The sequence below is a fragment of the Halopseudomonas pelagia CL-AP6 genome, assembly GCF_000410875.1.
GTDB lineage: Bacteria > Pseudomonadota > Gammaproteobacteria > Pseudomonadales > Pseudomonadaceae > Halopseudomonas > Halopseudomonas pelagia.
This window is the reverse complement of record NZ_AROI01000030.1, coordinates 14,543-31,442: the sequence shown is the minus strand read 5'-3', so window position 1 is coordinate 31,442 and position 16,900 is coordinate 14,543. Positions and strand designations below refer to the sequence as shown.

The following is a 16,900-nucleotide window of genomic DNA, read 5'->3' as shown; positions in this document are numbered from 1 at the left end:
GTACTTACCGGATGCTTACTCGTAGGTGGTGATTGCACCAAACCGATAGGAGCCCGCGTAGCGTTGCATGAACGGCTTGGAAAACACCTCTAACGCTCGGTCGTACCCCGCCCGAAAGTCGATCGAACTGGTAATGGTTGCAGATACCGGCAGAATCACGCCATCAGGCACTGCCTGGTCGCGGATCAGGGTGTCATTGATCAGGAAGCGATGAATCCTCCCATTGCCGTCCCGCATGGGGTGGATGTATATGAAGCCAAATGCCAAAGCCGCAGCTCTAGCCAATGACTCAGCCCCTCGCGTCGCGTGCTCGAAAGCCTTGAGGCCATTGAGCAACTTCGGCAACTCCTCGAAATGGGGAGCGACGTAGTGCACGATATCCTCGTACATCGTTGCCTGCCCGACAAATACGGGCGCACGGCGCAAGCCCAAACCGATTGCATCGTGCCCGAGAATGCCCGCCTGCAAGCTCAGGAGGCTAGTGTCACTCAATGGATCGTTGATACGACCGCAGAACTTGGCGATCACGTGCGCAAACCGCTGAATTCTGTCGCCCTGATCGGCCTCCTTCTCAATAAGAAAGCTCGCCCGCGACTCCTTGAACGTCAACCAACTGGCCATACGCATCAGGATGTCAGCACCAAATATCCGATCCAACTCGCTCAAGGCACCAGCCAGATCGAACCGCAGGGCTTCCTGAACCTCTGGAGTGCGGCGGATCAACGGGCAAAAGTCAGGCGTACCTGGCAGATTGTCGTTCACTCGCCAGCGTCGCGCGCGCTGGGTGAGCCCGAAAGCGTTACTCAAACCAGCACCTTACGTGAAAATGCTAACTCTCGGAATCTGAAAAGCCTAACAGTTGCGCGAATTTGTTAACAAATAGCGCTTTTATAAGAAAAACGCCAATCCAGGCAGGTCTGTGCCTTTTGTTCACGGGCTTGGGGCCTGCCCGGAAGGTCAGAATGGATTCCCGCCTGCGCGGGAATGACGATAGAGGGGGGCAGGAATGACGGTGATCTGGGGCGGGAATGACTAAGATGTGGGGCAGGAATGACGAAAATCTGGGGCAGGAATGACGGTGGGGGGCGGGAATGACGAGCATCATCACCCCCGCAATATCCGCTCCAACAACCCCGCAGTAGACCCATCCGTACTCGCCAAATCAGCCCCCTGCCCGCGGATCTGCTCCAACGTATCCACCGCAATCTTCTTGCCCATCTCAACCCCCCACTGATCAAACGGGTTGATATCCCAAATCACTGACTGCACAAACACCTTGTGTTCATACAACGCAATCAGCGCACCCAGGCTATAGGGCGTCAGCTCGTTCAGGAGCAGCGTAGAGCTGGGCTGGTTGCCGCGGTAGCGTTTGTTTGGCGGTAGGGCTTCGGCGCCTTCTACGGCGGCGTCACCCAAGGCCAGCAGGCGGGACTGGGCCAGGCAGTTGGCCAGGGCCAGTTCGTGTTGGGCGACCAGTTCCGGGGCGGCTTCGTCGTGTTGGGCTTCCAGGTAGCGTCTGGCCGGCACGATAAAGTCACAGGTCACCGCTTCAGTGCCCTGGTGCAGCAACTGATAGAACGCGTGCTGGGCATTCGGGCCCACGTTACCCCATACAATCGGGCAAGTAGCGTAATCCACCGGCTCGCCCGAGCGGTTGACGCTCTTGCCGTTAGACTCCATCTCCAACTGCTCAAAATAATTCGGCAGCTCTTTCAGGCGCCCGTCATAGGGCAGAATCGCATGCGCATTGATGCCCAGAATATTGGTATTCCAAATGCCGATCATCCCCAGCAGCACCGGCAGGTTCTGCTCCCAGGGCGCCTCGCGGAAATGCTCGTCCATATCATGCGCGCCGCGCAGCAATTCCCTGAAGCCATGCATGCCAATGCTCAACGCCACCGGCAAGCCAATCGCCGACCACAGCGAATAGCGCCCACCCACCCAATCCCACAGGCGCATCTGGTTGTACTCGGGTATGCCCCATTCCGTCATCTTCCCAGCAGCGGAAGACACCCCAAGAAAATGGCAATTGAGCAACCCCACGCGCTCACCCAACTCACGCTCAAGCCAGTGCCTGGCCGTCGCGGCGTTGGTCAAGGTATCGATGGTAGAGAACGACTTGGAGGAAATGATAAACAGCGTCGAGTGCGGGCTCAGGCCACCGAGCAATTGCGACAGCTGGCTGCCGTCCATGGTCGAGGCAAAGTGTACATTCAGCTCGGCCGCAGCGGGCAAGCGTGAATCCGTTAACGCCTGGGTGACCATTAACGGCCCCAGGTCAGAGCCACCCACGCCAATATTGACCACATCAGTAATCACCTCACCGGTCGCGCCACGCCATTGGCCAGCGCGAATCTTAGTGACGATCTTATCCATGCGCAGTAATTGGGCGTGAACCAGGCCGGTAATATCCTCGCCATCCACCTCGCAAACACGCTCGGGCGGCAAACGCAGCGCCCAGTGCATGGCAGCACGGTTTTCGCTGGAATTGATCCGCTCACCGGCAAACAGCGCGTCCATGCACTTGGCCAGCCCCTGCTCACGGGCAAGATCCAGCAAATAACCCAAGGTCGGCTCTTCAATACTTTGCTTGGAGAAATCAAACAGAATCGGCCCGAACAGCCGGTGCAAGCGCTGAAAACGCTGCGCATCATGGGCGAACAGCTCAGCCAGGTGCTTGCCGCGCAAACTCTCGCCATGGCTCAGCAGCGCCTGCCAGGCTTCACTCTGTAGCTTGGAAGTGTGCATCAGCGCCGCCCTATGCCAAAGTAGTCAAAACCGTTCTGCTTAATAAACTCCGGGTCCCACACGTTGCGCCCATCAAGCAACAGCGGGTAAGCCATGCACATCTTCAAGCGCAGCAGGTCCGGGCTCCAGTAGGCTTTCCACTCGGTCACCAGCATCAGCGCATCAGCACCCTCAGCGGCAGCGTAGGGGTCGGTGTGCAGCACCAGGTCTTCGCGCTCACCGGCCCAATCTGCCAGCGCGCGCAGGGCCCGCGGATCATGCACATGCACTTCCACGCCCTGCGCCCATAGCGCCTCAATCAACTTCAATGCCGGGGAGTTATCAATCCGGGCAGATTCAGGTTTAAAGGCCGCGCCCCAAATCGCCACCTTGCGGCCGCGCAACTCGGTGCCGTAATGCCGCCACAACTTACGAAACAGCACCTCTTTCTGCCGCTCGTTGATGCGCAGCACCTCATCCAGCAGCTGCGCCTGCATACCACTTACCTGCAGGGTAGAGGCCAAGCTCATCACATCGCGGGAAAAGCTCAGCCCACCAAAACCGCAGCCGGGGTACAAGTAGGACTCGCCAATGCGCTTGTCTGCGCCCATGCCCTGGCGAATGCGTTCAATATCCACATCCAGGCTGTCGGCCAGGTTGGCCATGTCATTCATATAACTCAAGCGCGTAGCCAACATGCCGGTAATTGCCAGCTTGGTAAACTCGGCCTCACGCGGGCGCATCACCATCACCGTGTCGCGGCGGCGGTTGAACGGCCTTAAAAGCTCAAACACCAACTTCTCGGCCCAGGCCACGTTGGCGCCCAATAGCCAGCTGTCGGCGCGCATAAAGCCCGCCAGCGCATTACCCTCCGTCAGCAAATCCGGCAGGCTGACCACCGCACTGCCGGACTCGGCGTGCGCTTCGTGCTCTTCCAATACCTGCTGCAACGCCTCACTGGTACCAACCGGAAAGGTCGACTGATTAACCACCAGCCAGGCCTGCGCGCGGTTGCTCGGCAATGATCGTAGTATGTCCTGCGCCAGATGAACCGCATCCGGGCTCAGCGCCAGCCAGATCACCCGGCTTTGCTGTCCCGGCCGCGACGCCATGCCCGCCAGCACCAAACGACCGGCCTGGCTCTGTTCTGCCATCAAATCAGCCAACCCTGGCTCGCGATACGGACACTCGCCCTTAACCAGCTTCTCGGCCGCAGGGCCGTCCGGCAGATGCAAAAACACCTGATTGCCCGACGATGCCAGTGCAGCGGCACTCACCAGCGCGCAAAGCGTATCGCCGTATACGTCCATGTGCATCTTCAGGCTCCTCAGCGCTGGTAGCGCGCCAACATCACTTGAAAATCATTACCCAACAGCGGGTGCGCCAGGCCATACGCCAGCGTGGCCTCAAGGTAACCAAGCTTGTTGCCGCAATCATAAGAGCGGCCACGAATATGGTAAGCCTCTACGCCGGTTTGCTGCATCAGGGTAGCAATGGCATCAGTTAACTGTATCTCACCACCGGCACCCGGTTTAGTGTTAGCCAGCAACTCAAAGATACTCGCCGGCAACACATAACGGCCCACAATCGCCAGATTAGACGGCGCATCAGCCCGTGCGGGCTTTTCTACCACCTGGCTCATCAGCGCATGCTTGCCCTGGTGCAAGTCTGAGCCGTTCAAGTCCACCACGCCGTACTGGCTAACCCGCTCATAAGGCACCGGCTCAACCATAATCTGCGCTTGCCCTGCCAGCGCAAAGCGCTCGGTCATCAGGCGCAAATCCGATACCGCGCCAGACTGCTCCACCAGTACATCGGGCAACATCACGACAAAGGGTGCATCACCCACAATCGGCCGCGCACAACACACCGCATGGCCCAACCCCAATGCCTTGCCCTGGCGCACGGCCGTTATCTTCAGGTCTGGCGGCGCGGTATCACGCAATATTTCCAGCAGCTCTTTCTTGCCCCGCCGCTCCAGCTCCGCTTCCAGCTCATAGTTCACATCAAAGTGATCTTCAATGGCTCTTTTGCTGGAATGAGTCACCAACACAATTTCGTTGATACCCGCAGCCATGGCCTCCTCCACCACGTACTGGATAACCGGCTTATCAACCACAGTCACCATTTCTTTGGGGATGGCCTTGCTGGCGGGTAAAAAACGCGTGCCGAGACCGGCAACAGGTAAAACAGCTTTGGTAACCTTCACAGTGACTCCTAATAAACAATCAAACACAGCTTCCTGGTTTTAAGAGCGCAGAGTCTTGCTAGAGTTCACCAGCGCTATAGTCAGAAAGCTCATTACAGCATAGCCTAGCCGCTAGCGAGCACCCGCCTGCCCCACTACCTCCGCAATCACGTCGCAGGTCTTACTCAGCTCTGCTGTCGTCAACGTTGGGTGCACTAAAAACATCAAACTGGTCTCACCCAGCTCGCGCGCCACTGGCAAGCGCTCAGCTGGCCGCCACGCGGTATTGTCGAAGGCTTTTTCCAGGTACACCTCAGAACAAGAGCCCTGAAAACAGGGCACGCCCCGCACAACAATCTCTTCAACAATACGATCACGGCTCCAACCCTCTGCCAACTGCTCAGGCCGTACCTGCACATAACACTTGTAATGTGCGTGCGTGAGCTGGTTACCGCTGGCGCGCTCAGGGGCACGAGTGCCGGCGCCGTTAAACTGCGGTACGCGCAGCACATCAAAATCTTCACAAGTGTGCCAAATACGCTCAGCATTGGCCGTGCGCGCTGCCGTCCAATCGGCCATGCGTTTGAGCTGAATACGGCCGATCACTGCTTGCAGCTCGGTCATCCGCCAGTTGGTACCAAAGCTATCGTGCAACCAACGGAAACCCGGTGGGTGCTCACGCTCATAAATCGCTTCCCAGCTTTTGCCATGGTCCTTGTAAGACCACATACGCGACCACAGCTCACGATCATTAGTGGTGACCATGCCGCCTTCGCCGCCCGTGGTCATGATCTTGTCCTGGCAGAAAGACCAGGCGCTCACATGCCCAATCGAACCTACCGAGCGCCCCTTGTACCGGGCCCCATGCGCCTGGGCGCAATCCTCGATCACATAGAGCCCTTGCTCCTCAGCCAAGGCCATGATCGGGTCCATATCGCAGGGCCAGCCAGCCAGGTGCACACAAATGATTGCCTTGGTGCGCTCAGTCAGCACCTTGCGCACCGTGTCTGCAGTAATGTTCTGCGATGCGGCATCCACGTCAGCAAAAATCGGTACCGCACCCGCCGTCACAATGCTGGAGGCAGAGGCCAGAAAGGTCCGTGAGGTCACGATGACTTCATCGCCCGGGCCCACATCCAGCGCCTTCAACGCCAGGTCCAGCGCCACGGTGCCGTTGGTCAAGGCAATGGCGTAGTTGGAATCGGCCCAGGCGGCAAACTCCTTTTCAAACTCCCGGCCATGCTGCCCGGTCCAATAGTTAACCTTGTTTGACAGTAAAACATCGCTTACAGCAGACGCCTCTTCTTGGGTAAAAGAGGGCCAAGGAGCGAAGGGGGTGTTGAGCATAAAGAATCCTTGTAAACCGGTGTCAGCAAAGCCTCAGCCCCGCTGACCGGGAAATTAATCCATAGCAATAAAATAGGCAGGTACTAATCAGGCCATTAAATAGGTTTTGCGGGTACGCCAACGACCGTGGCGTTTTCCGGCACATCACTGACTACGGCGGCGCCGGCACCCATTTAAGCCTATCGGCTAATGTTTTCAGAAGGATGAACAGTTGTAACAATAGACGCACCAGACTGCGCAAGCTGCATGCATTAAAATCAGTTTTTAACGAGCGGGCGCGCGGGGTTGCCTACCACTGTAACCCCAGGAGGCACATCCTTGGTTACTACCGCGCCCATCCCCACAACAGCGCCTTTGCCGATGATCAACGGCTTCGCGGGAGTCCCCTGCTTTATGATCGCTCCGGTTCCGATATAGGCGTGATCTTCAATATGAATATTCCCGTTGCAACGAACACCAGGAGCGAAGGTGACATAATCTCCGATGACGCAATCATGAGCTACATAACTGTAAATGTTTGCGTGAAACTGTTTGCCAATTTGGATATTGGAAGTCAATTGGGTGAAATGACATAGAATAGCGCCCTCCCCAATCTCCACAGCATCAAGGGTGACAACGTTATCGGCAGTGACCGAGAGAATACCTATTTCATCAGCTTCGCATTTGGCCGCTAGCTTTTCTCGCACACCGCTATTTGCGATAGCCAACACAACAAATTTATTTGCAGCTTGATAGGATAAAAAATCGGAGTAACTCAGTATGGGGTACCCATTTAGCGTATCCGAGTCCGCATTATCGTCCACGAATACAAAGCGCACATCAGAAAAAACTGAGTGATACTCGGCTTTTGCAAGCGGCATGATTTCACGGCCGAAACCGCTTGCTCCATATATTCCAACAATTGTCTCAGTCATTTTTTTCTCCAAAACCACTTCCTTCAAACCGGCTCATGGTCGCTTCTCCATCTGCGCTGATGCCGTCGCGCACCAGTACCTTTTTCACAGTCAAAAACAAGATCTTGATATCAAGCCAAAGTGAACGGTTCTCTACATACCACACGTCCAAGTCAAACTTGTCTTCCCAGCTAAGGGTATTGCGGCCATTGATCTGCGCCCAACCAGTCACACCTGGCCTTACATCATGACGGCGGTATTGTTCTGCTGAATACAGGGGCAAATATTCCATCAACAGCGGGCGTGGCCCTACCAGGCTCATATCACCCTTCAGCACATTCCATAGCTCAGGTAACTCATCCAAACTAGACGAACGTAAAAACTGTCCGAAGGATGTGAGACGCTCAGAATCGGGCAGTGGGTTGCCATGAGCATCAATCGCGTCTTTCATGGTACGAAACTTCACCATTTTAAACGGCTTGCCATCCCGGCCTGGGCGAACCTGCTTAAACAAAACGGGAGAGCCCATTTTTTGACTAATTTTCCAAGCTACCCCAGCCATCACGGGAGAAAGAATCAGCAAGCCAAAAGCAGAAAGAGTAAAATCAAAAAGCCTTTTAATCATGCAATACCCATTTCCTTTAGCATTACCGCATTCACTTTATGTACATCGTATTTTTCAACTGCTATCTCACGGGATCGTTGGCCCATTTGAGCGGCGAGCTCTGGTTCAAGAATGAATCTTTCCATAGCAGCAACAAGCGCTTCAACGGATTTCACAGGCACCAAAAAACCATTATCCCCATCGACGACCGTCTCCCTGCAGCCAGGCGCATCGGTCGTGACAATAGGGCGGCCCATAGCCATGGCTTCGAGGACGGTGCGAGGGGTGCCTTCGCGATAAGAAGGCAACACATAAACACTGCAATCTTCGATAGCTGGACGAACATCATCGAGCTTTCCTAGATAATCAATTGCCCCAGACGCCGCCCAGCCATCAAGCTCTGCCTGGCTAATTGAATCGGGGTTCTCATCTAACCAACCGACAAGCTGAAATACGGCTTCGGGGTGACGCGTATTGATCTGCCTTGCCGCCTCTGCGTACTCCCGCACGCCTTTGTCACCAAGGAGCCGGGCGATCAATAAAAATCGCGGCTGGGATGGCAATGGTGCAATAGTGAATTGATCAACAGCAATGCCGGAACCATTAACCACACATGAAGAGGTACCCACTTTTAAAATCCCTAATGAGCGAAAGAGCGCTTCATCATCCGGGTTCTGGAAGAAGACTCTATCTGCACCTCGCAAAGCGAAACCATAGAGTTTCTGAACAAGCATGCGAACCTTGCTGCGACTACGCTTTTCGTCACCTTGAAAAGCATAACCTAATCCGGTGATAAGAGCATTACGTTGAGAAACGCGTCCCAATCTTGCAGCTAATAATCCATAAATAACTGGCTTTATTGTGTAAGCTAACACCCGTGTAGGTTTAACCCTACGCACTAACCGAAGAAGGGAGATAAAGGTGCGTACATCAGCAGCGGGATTCATGCCGGTACGAGAGAGAAAAATTTCATGCAGTATCACGCCTTTTTCCAGAAGCGCTTGACCAATAGTAGAATCCGAAGATAGATTTGGTGCTGCAACGTGCACCACCATTCCTTGGAATAAGAGAGCATCGATCAACGCGCCACGGAATTTCAGAAGAGAGTCAGAATAGCTCGCGACGATTAGAAAAGATTTCATTAAATTAACTGTGCCACCGTAATAAATGAAAAGTATTTTGAGTAAAAACCAGGGCGCAAACTTTGATGTAGGTCCACGAAATCCACCAACCACGCAGAACGCTTTTTATCAGTTTAAATTGTCCGGTTGCCAGCAGTCTCAATCTCCAGTTTTTAAAGGCTAGCGTCATTAGTATCCGCCTCCATAAAACCCGGTGTGATTCAAGGTCAGCTTTTCGCCTGTCTTTCGGTCTCTAGCTTTCGCCTTTAATGTGTAATTTGGTTGAATAGTGCAGGAGCCTATCTAGTATCTTTGTATCGCTGTGGCAAAGGCCTGACAGCCAAGCACCTCGCTCAAGTCCAGAAAGTTTTTTCTCGGGGCCAAGATGGTACTGGCACGCTCGTAAGGCTGGTTGACCGACCGGAAGAACAACCGGGCTTCATCGTGAGCCATGGGAGGTAACCCCTCTCGTTGAAAACCAACACCTTCGAGTACGTCAATTGCCAGAGCTGTCGGTCCAGCCGGTTATACTACCGAGCTTTGATCAGGGTGCAATAATCTTCAGACCATCGACTGGTGTTGCACTTAAACCTTAAGACCGTACTCTTTAGCCGCCCGTTTCTCTACCGTTGTATCATATCAAATTTATTTCCAAAGCATTTAAAGAGCACAAAACCTCAGCGTACCACTCTAAAAACTATCAATAGTTAGCTGTGAAATAAATACCTCAACAATTCACACCCATCGACAACCAAGAACAAACCCTATTACATCGAATACTGCGCAGCGCTTTTGCGAGAAGACCCAAGAACACAAAAAATAAAACAAAATACAGATACTTTAAAGAAATAAACATATGGATAAACGAATCGAATTTGCATATCTTCAACTGTAAAAAATAAAACGATACCGACAACACCGACAACTAGACAGAGCAAAGAGTACAAACGGAAGGCACGCACATCATTTATTTGTGCGTCAGATTCTTTAGAGAACAGGGCCAGCCATATAAACAGCACCCCTAGAATAGTTATACATAACACCCCCCCTACTTGTGTTAAATAAATTAAGAATGGTGAAATAAGTTCTAAACCCAAAGCCGAGAGAATCTCTCCCACCTTACGCAAACCCATAGTCATGATACTTTGTACCAGTGAGAAAACAAGTAGAAGAGCAGACGCCCAAATTACAACCCACCTTCTAGAAGTAAAAATATCACATAAACCCATCGCAATAGAACTTAAAATCACTAACTGCGGACGATACATGATGAGCCAAATAGATAGCAATAAAATATAACAAAGATATTTTTTTTGCTTTGTCAATAAATACAAAGCGTTGGACATAAGTATCGACAACAAAAAAATATTTGCCATCGACTCTCTAAGCAATCTACCATACCAGTAAATATCTGTAGGTAAAAACAGGAAAAAGATAGCGACGAAAAAGAAATAGCGCTTTGCATCAAAATAGCTGCAAAGATCATAGACCAAACCAAAACAGAACATCAACACAAATGCTACTAATAAATTATTGATTAGGTAGTAAACTTCTGGCTCTAGATCACCCCAAGGATAACTAATCCACGCAAGCAAGCTCGACATACCCATTTTAGGCGTGACGTGATACTCTTTATAAACTCCATAAAGCTCATCAATCGCCATCAAGTGAGCCTTAAACATGTTAGCTTCCGCTACGTATCGGAGAGAGTCTGGCGAAATTAACGGAAGAGCGCTGTATTCTCCTGCTAGAAGCATATATGCAAAAGAACATATAAAAAAAACAGGAACAACAAAAAAAACTAAGAGCCAAAACCAAAGAGGGCGTGTCTTGACGGCAGCATGCTTAACCTGCCAAACCAAACCAAACAGGTAATAAACTATTCCAACAAACAACATCAACCCAGTATACATATTCTTCCTATAGAGATTGAACGAAGTATCAGCTTACTTTCCATTAGACCCAAACAAACGGTTACCAGCTACAGCAAGATAATGCTAAATTTATTAACAGAGAGACAAACAATGCGACGCCATTATCTGTTTCGACCGAATATTTGATAAAAAGCAAAACACAAGAACGGCCGCTGCTTAATAATTAGATGATCTCAGCTACATAATCTGATCATAAAGCGTTTCAAACAAATGGGCTGTATGCACCATGGTAAATTGAGACTGTATTCGTTTCCGGCCAAGCACACCTAATAGATCCAAATCACTTTTGGACAATTTCAGCATCTGCGCCAACCCATCGGCCAATTCGGGCGGATTGTCTCTGGCAACAACGATTCCTGAATTTTGAACTAAATACGCAGCATCGCCCACGTCGGTGACTACGCAGGGCTTACCCAAAACCATGGCTTCACCGACGACATTAGGGAATCCCTCCGTGCGTGAATGAAGACAAAATATATCCATAGCGGCTAAACAAGCTGGCACATCCTGTCGTTGACCAAGAAGAAGAAAATATTCAGGGAAACCAGTTTCTTCTATCCATCCCTTAAGTGCAAGGTTGTCAGTATCAATGTCTCTCCCCACCATTAAATATCTTACATTGCTATGGCTTTTAGCCAAAATACCCGCTGCCTGAATAAAGCTCTTTTGATCTTTTACAGCGTTAAAACGACCAACCGAACCTATAACGATATCATCCGACGTATAACCCAAACCAGTGCGTAACTTATCTTTACTCCGAGAATCTTTTATTAAACGCTCTACATCGAAACCGTTTGGGATAATAATCATTTTGGATTTGTTATAACCTACCTGGACATGAACATCCCGAGAAGCATTAGCAGCACACACTATTTTAGTAGGAATGAAATATGACAACACAGCGCATGCTTTTCGTACCCCCCGTGTTACCCTCCCCCCCCCCGCTTTTACATCAGTAGTTCGTATACCCCAAATTATTTTCCGTAACCCTACGGAGTATGCAGCTAAGCCACCGATGAGATCTGCATGATACATCCAGGTCTGAACAATATCAGGGCGAATCAAATCCAATTTTTTTCTAAGATCGAAAAATGCTCGGAATACGTTTTTTGCATTGATCATATTTAAGGCGCAAACCTCAATACCCTCCGCACGGAGATCCCGTCCAATCTCTCCTACTCCAGTTAAAGAAATAACTGAGTGCTGATAACGATCAGTATTTAATTGGGATAAGATCAATCTCTTTAACATTAACTCAGCACCACCCACATTCAGACCTACAATAACATGCACAATGCGTATTGTGTCCTGAGCGGCCTTACCTGTAACTCTGACTTTATCACTCAAAGGACTTTCCTATAAACTCAACAACACTTTTTGCGTTTGCCTCATGATTAAATCTGGCTTTAAGATCGTCTGAAATCTGACAGGGAGATGTAACGATCTTTCTTGACAACTCAATTTTGTTTACTAGATCGTCAATATCCTCACTTTTAAACATATAGCCGTTAAAGCCTGACTTGATCAGATCGTATCCACCGCCCACCATGTCGGACGCTATTATTTTGCAGCCATACGACAGGGCTTCATTCAAAGTGAAACCCCAACTTTCGAGCTGCTGCGATTGTTGTTCAATTAGCCTGCTCGGTAACACGAACACATCATGAGCTATAAAATATTGAGCCACCATATTGCTTTCACAAGCACCTTCAAACTTAACTCTGTCAGAAACTCCTAATCTTATAGCTAACTGCTTACAGTGAGGTAGAAATGGTCCCTCCCCAACCACAGTAAGCCTTGTATCTTTTGTGGCAGCAATACCTCTAATTAGCAAATCAAGACCTTTAATTTCGACCACTCGCCCTAAATACAAAACATCACCATCTCTACTCGAATTAAGCTTAAGAGCGCTATTATAATTTGAATGTGTATTAGGAACAGTTAAACGACTCATGTTTTTACCAAAAAACATTTGACTAAATATATTTGACCTACTGCCGGCCACTATGTGACCATCAATCATTTTCTGCCCAATATACTTAATGATCGGTCTTATCAATGCATATTTTTTAGTACTGGGATAACTCCACAGCTCATCAAAAACGTAGATTTTTTTGCGAAGTATCTTGGCTGGAATACATAAAAGAACAAAAGGAAAGCTAACAAATCCGCTGAAGATAATAAATTCATATTTCAGATTCAAACTTAATAATATACTTGCATTTGAGTTGGCTACTTTTGGCAACGAAACTCTGGACCGTTTTATCGGTGCCAAGCCGTTCTCTTTTATTGCACGCGCCCTGTCTTGAATAACATGTTCTCCAGATCTAGGCCTATCACTTTCAATGATATCCAAATCTAAACTTTCAGCAAGCTTAGAAAAGAACCCTCCTCGGTAAGATCTAATACATGGATGAATAAACACGCCTTTAATAGTCATATATACTTACTTATCACTTTTCTGTTAATTAAACAAAATATCGACTCAAGAACAAACCAAACTACAAATGACCCGTAGATCCAATCAGAACCCATAAAAACTATATACAAAATTTTAGCAATGCATATAGTAAAATATTGCCACCCTAGGATAGTTGCGTAACTAGTGAATTGTAAATAACCAGTATAAAGCCTATTCATCGTCATTGGGACTATACCAATGGCAAAAATCGCAATTAGTGTCGCACTAGGATTAAATTCGCTTCCCATCCAGAGCTCATACCCGAAATCAGCCATCACATAATAAGACAGAGCTACAATTAGACTAACAACCAAAAGACCGCGCTCAGGGAGAGATTTCGAGAGTTGCTGGCTATTTCTTGTTACTTTTAACGCAACCCCTTTAACTTCGCAGTATCGCCATAGCAGCTGTACTAATATATTAGGGATTTTCCATGAAGCAATAATTACTGCAAACAATTCAGCAACTATAATTTTATTCAAAAAAAGCACTTCGATCTGTGCACATATTGAAAAAAATATAGCAAATATAGCATAGGAGGATAAGGAAAGAGCAAAATCTTTAACTGTAAAATCACAAGAATCTTCTTGATTTATAGAAATTTTTCTTGTCACCACGACCACTAGCACTAAGGAAAAAAACGAAGTGGCCGCGAGTATTGTGAAAACCTTGTCTATCTCTTTATGCTCACTTAAACCGATATATAAAACCAATAATACAAAATAAAGAGCGTTCTGCGATATCCGAATAACAGGGCCAAGTTGTTGATAACCGCACGCCGTGGCGCGCTGTAAAAAAGGCTGGATAATCAAGCTTAAACAAACGTAGGCAGAAAAATAAAGTATTAAGTCAACACCTAACTGCTTAGTTAAGGTGAAATATATATAACAAACTATAACTGCTATGATGGCGTAGCTAGTAAAAAGCTTCAGCGACGCGTTAAAAGCGGCTGCTCCACCCCCGTCAGCAATGTGACGAACAATCCCTCCACCGAGTGCAGCTGTAAAAATATCCACTATCGCTTTTAATGCTATGAGCTCCAGATAGATAGCGAGACCGCTGACCCCAAAGTAGTTATAGATAAAAGGAATTAAAACTATCCCTAAGCCAATGTTAGTTAATACTGAAATCTGGTTTAGAGCTGTCGCTTTAAATATGGAGGACTTAACAATAGACGCTAAATATATTTTCATATTAATTTAATTTTCTTACTTAACCCATTTTTTTAGGTACGCGATCCAGCACTACACTAAACAGATCGAGGGTCCAGCCTTATTTTAAATACTCATATCATCAATACTGACAAACAAAATTATCATAATACCTAAACCTATAACAGCTATTAACTACCTCTTCGTTCTTATCTAGCGTGAATTTACCTAATACGTGCTTTATCAGGCCATGTTATCTGCGACAACCTTAACGGAATAGTAGCGAACAAATCTACACTAATAAGCAACAATATTCTAAATTCGACTCGCTACAAACCTACCCACAGATACTTAAAAACTTTCTACGTTCTGCCGCCATTGCAAACTTTATTATATTAGGCACATCAATTTTTCTTAAGAGCTATAAAATCGTTTAACGAATTTGCTATAGCATGTTCAAGATTTGGCTTTTCGTTAACGTAATGCCAGCTAGCAAAAGAATCTCTTTCGTAGTAGCCATCAGAGTTTAATATTGTGTAGGGTCCAAAGTGCGTACATTGATACTCGATTAAAAAGCAGTTTCCTTTTTGCTCAGCAATATCTAGTGATGCAAACGGTACATTGAGCGATTGAAATATTCTCCTTGCGTATTCCAGAACCTCTGAGGCCACCGAAGCGTAGTCGAAATTGCCACTTCCACTTGCTCTGAAATCACCTTTTCGCACCTGACGAGTCAGCACATAATATTTTTGCCCGTAGACTAAAACCTTATAGTCGCACTTCAAATTACTTATGAACTCTTGCCACACACCCAAACCAAAACCTTTGTGCCTATATAAATATTCGCTATATTCGCTACTACTAATCTTGAATCGCTGTAATATTTTAATTATTTTCCTCTTGCTTGACACCCTGAACTCTTTAGAAGAGACTTTTTTCCTGTCCGCATCATTCTTCACAAGGTAAACGTCCTTACTTCCAGCTCCCGTCACGCTTTTATAAACATATGGATATTCTTGTGGGAGATCATCCTTGTCAAAAAAATAATCTCCTGAAAGCCCTCCTATTTTATTTTCATATCTCCATAGCTGCTGAAAACCTTTGTTTTCGTGCGCTAGAAGAGATTCGTATTCAGGTACAACCGTGCATCTTTTTGCGAGCAAGTAAATCACATCCTTTATATATGCTCTTATGCTTGGTTCGTCTGAAGATGTATAAAATACAAACTCATTCTCCTGTATTTCATATTTTAAAGCCTTACATATATCTCCAAATTTAACCTCGTGACCAAACTCCTCCAGCATTGATTTAATGCCTAATAAATCAAGCGACTTCCAGCCTTTCTCGGCCCGTCCGAAAAAGCCATTTGGTAGTGTAAGTATCCAGATGGTACTCATTTTTGTTCCTGCCCCAAGGATCTGATGTACCAATGTATTGCTATAGTTAGACCTCGTTTAACGTCATAAGACGGTGAGTAACCTAACGAATTCCATATTTTTGAGATATTAGCTTGTGAATGACGCACATCACCTGATCTAAAATCGTTATACAAAGGCGCCCGATTATAACGTATCCCTTCCTCCGCTAGCGCTGTCTTAATCATTTCAAACAACGTATTAAGACTGGTTCTATCGTCAAAAGCGACATTGTATATTTCATTTAGATTTAAAGGATCTGTTGTTGTTGCAGCTAACAGGTTAGCTTGGATCGTGTTATCTATATAACAAAAGTCACGACTGGTTTGGCCATCGCCATTAATAGTAACTTTCGCATCATTAATCATAGCCTCAATCCACTTAGGGATAACTGCGGCATAAGCACCTTCGGGATCTTGACGCTTGCCAAAGACATTAAAATAGCGAAGGCCAATGGTGTTGAATCCATAGCTTTTAGCGAACACGTCTGCATAGAGTTCATTGACGTATTTGGTGACAGCATAGGGGGATAGCGGCTTGCCGATAACGTCTTCTACCTTGGGCAAGCCTGGGTGGTCGCCGTAGGTGGAGCTACTGGCTGCGTAGGTGAAGCTGGCAACCTTGGCATCTCGGGCAGCGACTAGCATATTGAGGAAGCCACTGATGTTTGTTTCGTTAGTCGTGATTGGGTCGTTCAGGCTGCGTGGTACGGAGCCTAGCGCGGCCTGGTGCAGCACGTAATCAACACCTTCACAGGCTTTCTGGCAGTCAGCAAGATGGCGAATATCGCCTTCGATAAAGTTGAACCGGTCCCACTGCTCAGGGGTGACTTCACCTTGTACTTCGTCCAGGTTGTGCTGGTGGCCGGTGGCGAAGTTGTCCAGGCCGACGACCTTTTGATCCAGCTTTAGGAGGGTTTCCAGCAGGTTTGAGCCGATGAAGCCGGCTACGCCTGTGATAAGCCAGGTTTTTGGGTGCTTGGGTAGGTCTTGGAGTAATTGTTCGTAGCGGGTCATTTGTTGAGTCTTTTGGTGGTGCTGTGTGAATTTGTGGAGCGTT

13 protein-coding genes and 1 pseudogene are annotated in these 16,900 nt (G+C 48.1%); all 14 read right to left on the bottom strand.

Going from position 1 to position 16,900, the window contains the following annotated elements; genetic code table 11:
- Nucleotides 1-18 precede the first annotated feature (18 nt).
- Nucleotides 19-780, bottom strand: a pseudogene (locus tag K787_RS23765) (Fic family protein); the annotation flags it as partial.
- Between the two features lie 324 nt (nucleotides 781-1,104).
- Nucleotides 1,105-2,748 (bottom strand): glucose-6-phosphate isomerase, encoded by a 1,644-nt coding sequence (gene pgi, locus K787_RS0118840; protein WP_022964363.1) that lies wholly within the window; start codon nucleotides 2,746-2,748, stop codon nucleotides 1,105-1,107.
- Nucleotides 2,748-4,043, bottom strand: a complete 1,296-nt coding sequence (locus K787_RS0118835; protein ID WP_022964362.1) for a UDP-glucose dehydrogenase family protein — start codon at nucleotides 4,041-4,043, stop codon at nucleotides 2,748-2,750. Before K787_RS0118835 ends, pgi begins: the two co-directional genes overlap by 1 nt.
- A gap of 11 nt (nucleotides 4,044-4,054) precedes the next feature.
- Complete coding sequence (gene galU, locus K787_RS0118830; RefSeq protein ID WP_022964361.1) at nucleotides 4,055-4,936, bottom strand: UTP--glucose-1-phosphate uridylyltransferase GalU; 882 nt, start codon at nucleotides 4,934-4,936, stop codon at nucleotides 4,055-4,057.
- Nucleotides 4,937-5,047: 111 nt separating this feature from the next.
- Nucleotides 5,048-6,262 carry a DegT/DnrJ/EryC1/StrS family aminotransferase gene (locus tag K787_RS0118825; protein WP_022964360.1) on the bottom strand — a complete coding sequence of 405 codons (1,215 nt, stop codon included), beginning with the start codon at nucleotides 6,260-6,262 and terminating at the stop codon, nucleotides 5,048-5,050.
- Nucleotides 6,263-6,519: 257 nt separating this feature from the next.
- Nucleotides 6,520-7,176 (bottom strand): acetyltransferase, encoded by a 657-nt coding sequence (locus K787_RS0118820; protein ID WP_022964359.1) that lies wholly within the window; start codon nucleotides 7,174-7,176, stop codon nucleotides 6,520-6,522.
- Nucleotides 7,169-7,780, bottom strand: a complete 612-nt coding sequence (locus K787_RS0118815; protein WP_022964358.1) for a sugar transferase — start codon at nucleotides 7,778-7,780, stop codon at nucleotides 7,169-7,171. The genes K787_RS0118820 and K787_RS0118815 overlap by 8 nt, the downstream gene beginning before the upstream one ends.
- The gene (locus tag K787_RS0118810; protein ID WP_022964357.1) at nucleotides 7,777-8,901 is read right to left on the bottom strand and encodes a glycosyltransferase family 4 protein; all 1,125 of its coding nucleotides are present in this window, start codon (nucleotides 8,899-8,901) and stop codon (nucleotides 7,777-7,779) included. The genes K787_RS0118815 and K787_RS0118810 overlap by 4 nt, the downstream gene beginning before the upstream one ends.
- 746 nt (nucleotides 8,902-9,647) lie before the next feature.
- Nucleotides 9,648-10,793: a hypothetical protein gene (locus K787_RS0118800; RefSeq protein WP_022964356.1), complete on the bottom strand. Its 1,146-nt coding sequence runs from the start codon at nucleotides 10,791-10,793 to the stop codon at nucleotides 9,648-9,650.
- A gap of 198 nt (nucleotides 10,794-10,991) precedes the next feature.
- The gene (locus tag K787_RS0118795; RefSeq protein WP_022964355.1) at nucleotides 10,992-12,161 is read right to left on the bottom strand and encodes a glycosyltransferase family 4 protein; all 1,170 of its coding nucleotides are present in this window, start codon (nucleotides 12,159-12,161) and stop codon (nucleotides 10,992-10,994) included.
- Nucleotides 12,154-13,254: a glycosyltransferase family 4 protein gene (locus K787_RS0118790; RefSeq protein ID WP_084672192.1), complete on the bottom strand. Its 1,101-nt coding sequence runs from the start codon at nucleotides 13,252-13,254 to the stop codon at nucleotides 12,154-12,156. The genes K787_RS0118795 and K787_RS0118790 overlap by 8 nt, the downstream gene beginning before the upstream one ends.
- Nucleotides 13,251-14,468, bottom strand: a complete 1,218-nt coding sequence (locus tag K787_RS0118785; protein ID WP_022964353.1) for a hypothetical protein — start codon at nucleotides 14,466-14,468, stop codon at nucleotides 13,251-13,253. Before K787_RS0118785 ends, K787_RS0118790 begins: the two co-directional genes overlap by 4 nt.
- Nucleotides 14,469-14,830: 362 nt before the next feature.
- Entirely contained in the window at nucleotides 14,831-15,823 is a 993-nt protein-coding gene (locus tag K787_RS23755; RefSeq protein WP_022964352.1) for an ATP-grasp domain-containing protein, read from the bottom strand.
- Nucleotides 15,820-16,857, bottom strand: a complete 1,038-nt coding sequence (locus tag K787_RS0118775; protein ID WP_022964351.1) for an NAD-dependent epimerase/dehydratase family protein — start codon at nucleotides 16,855-16,857, stop codon at nucleotides 15,820-15,822. Before K787_RS0118775 ends, K787_RS23755 begins: the two co-directional genes overlap by 4 nt.
- Nucleotides 16,858-16,900: the final 43 nt, after the last annotated feature.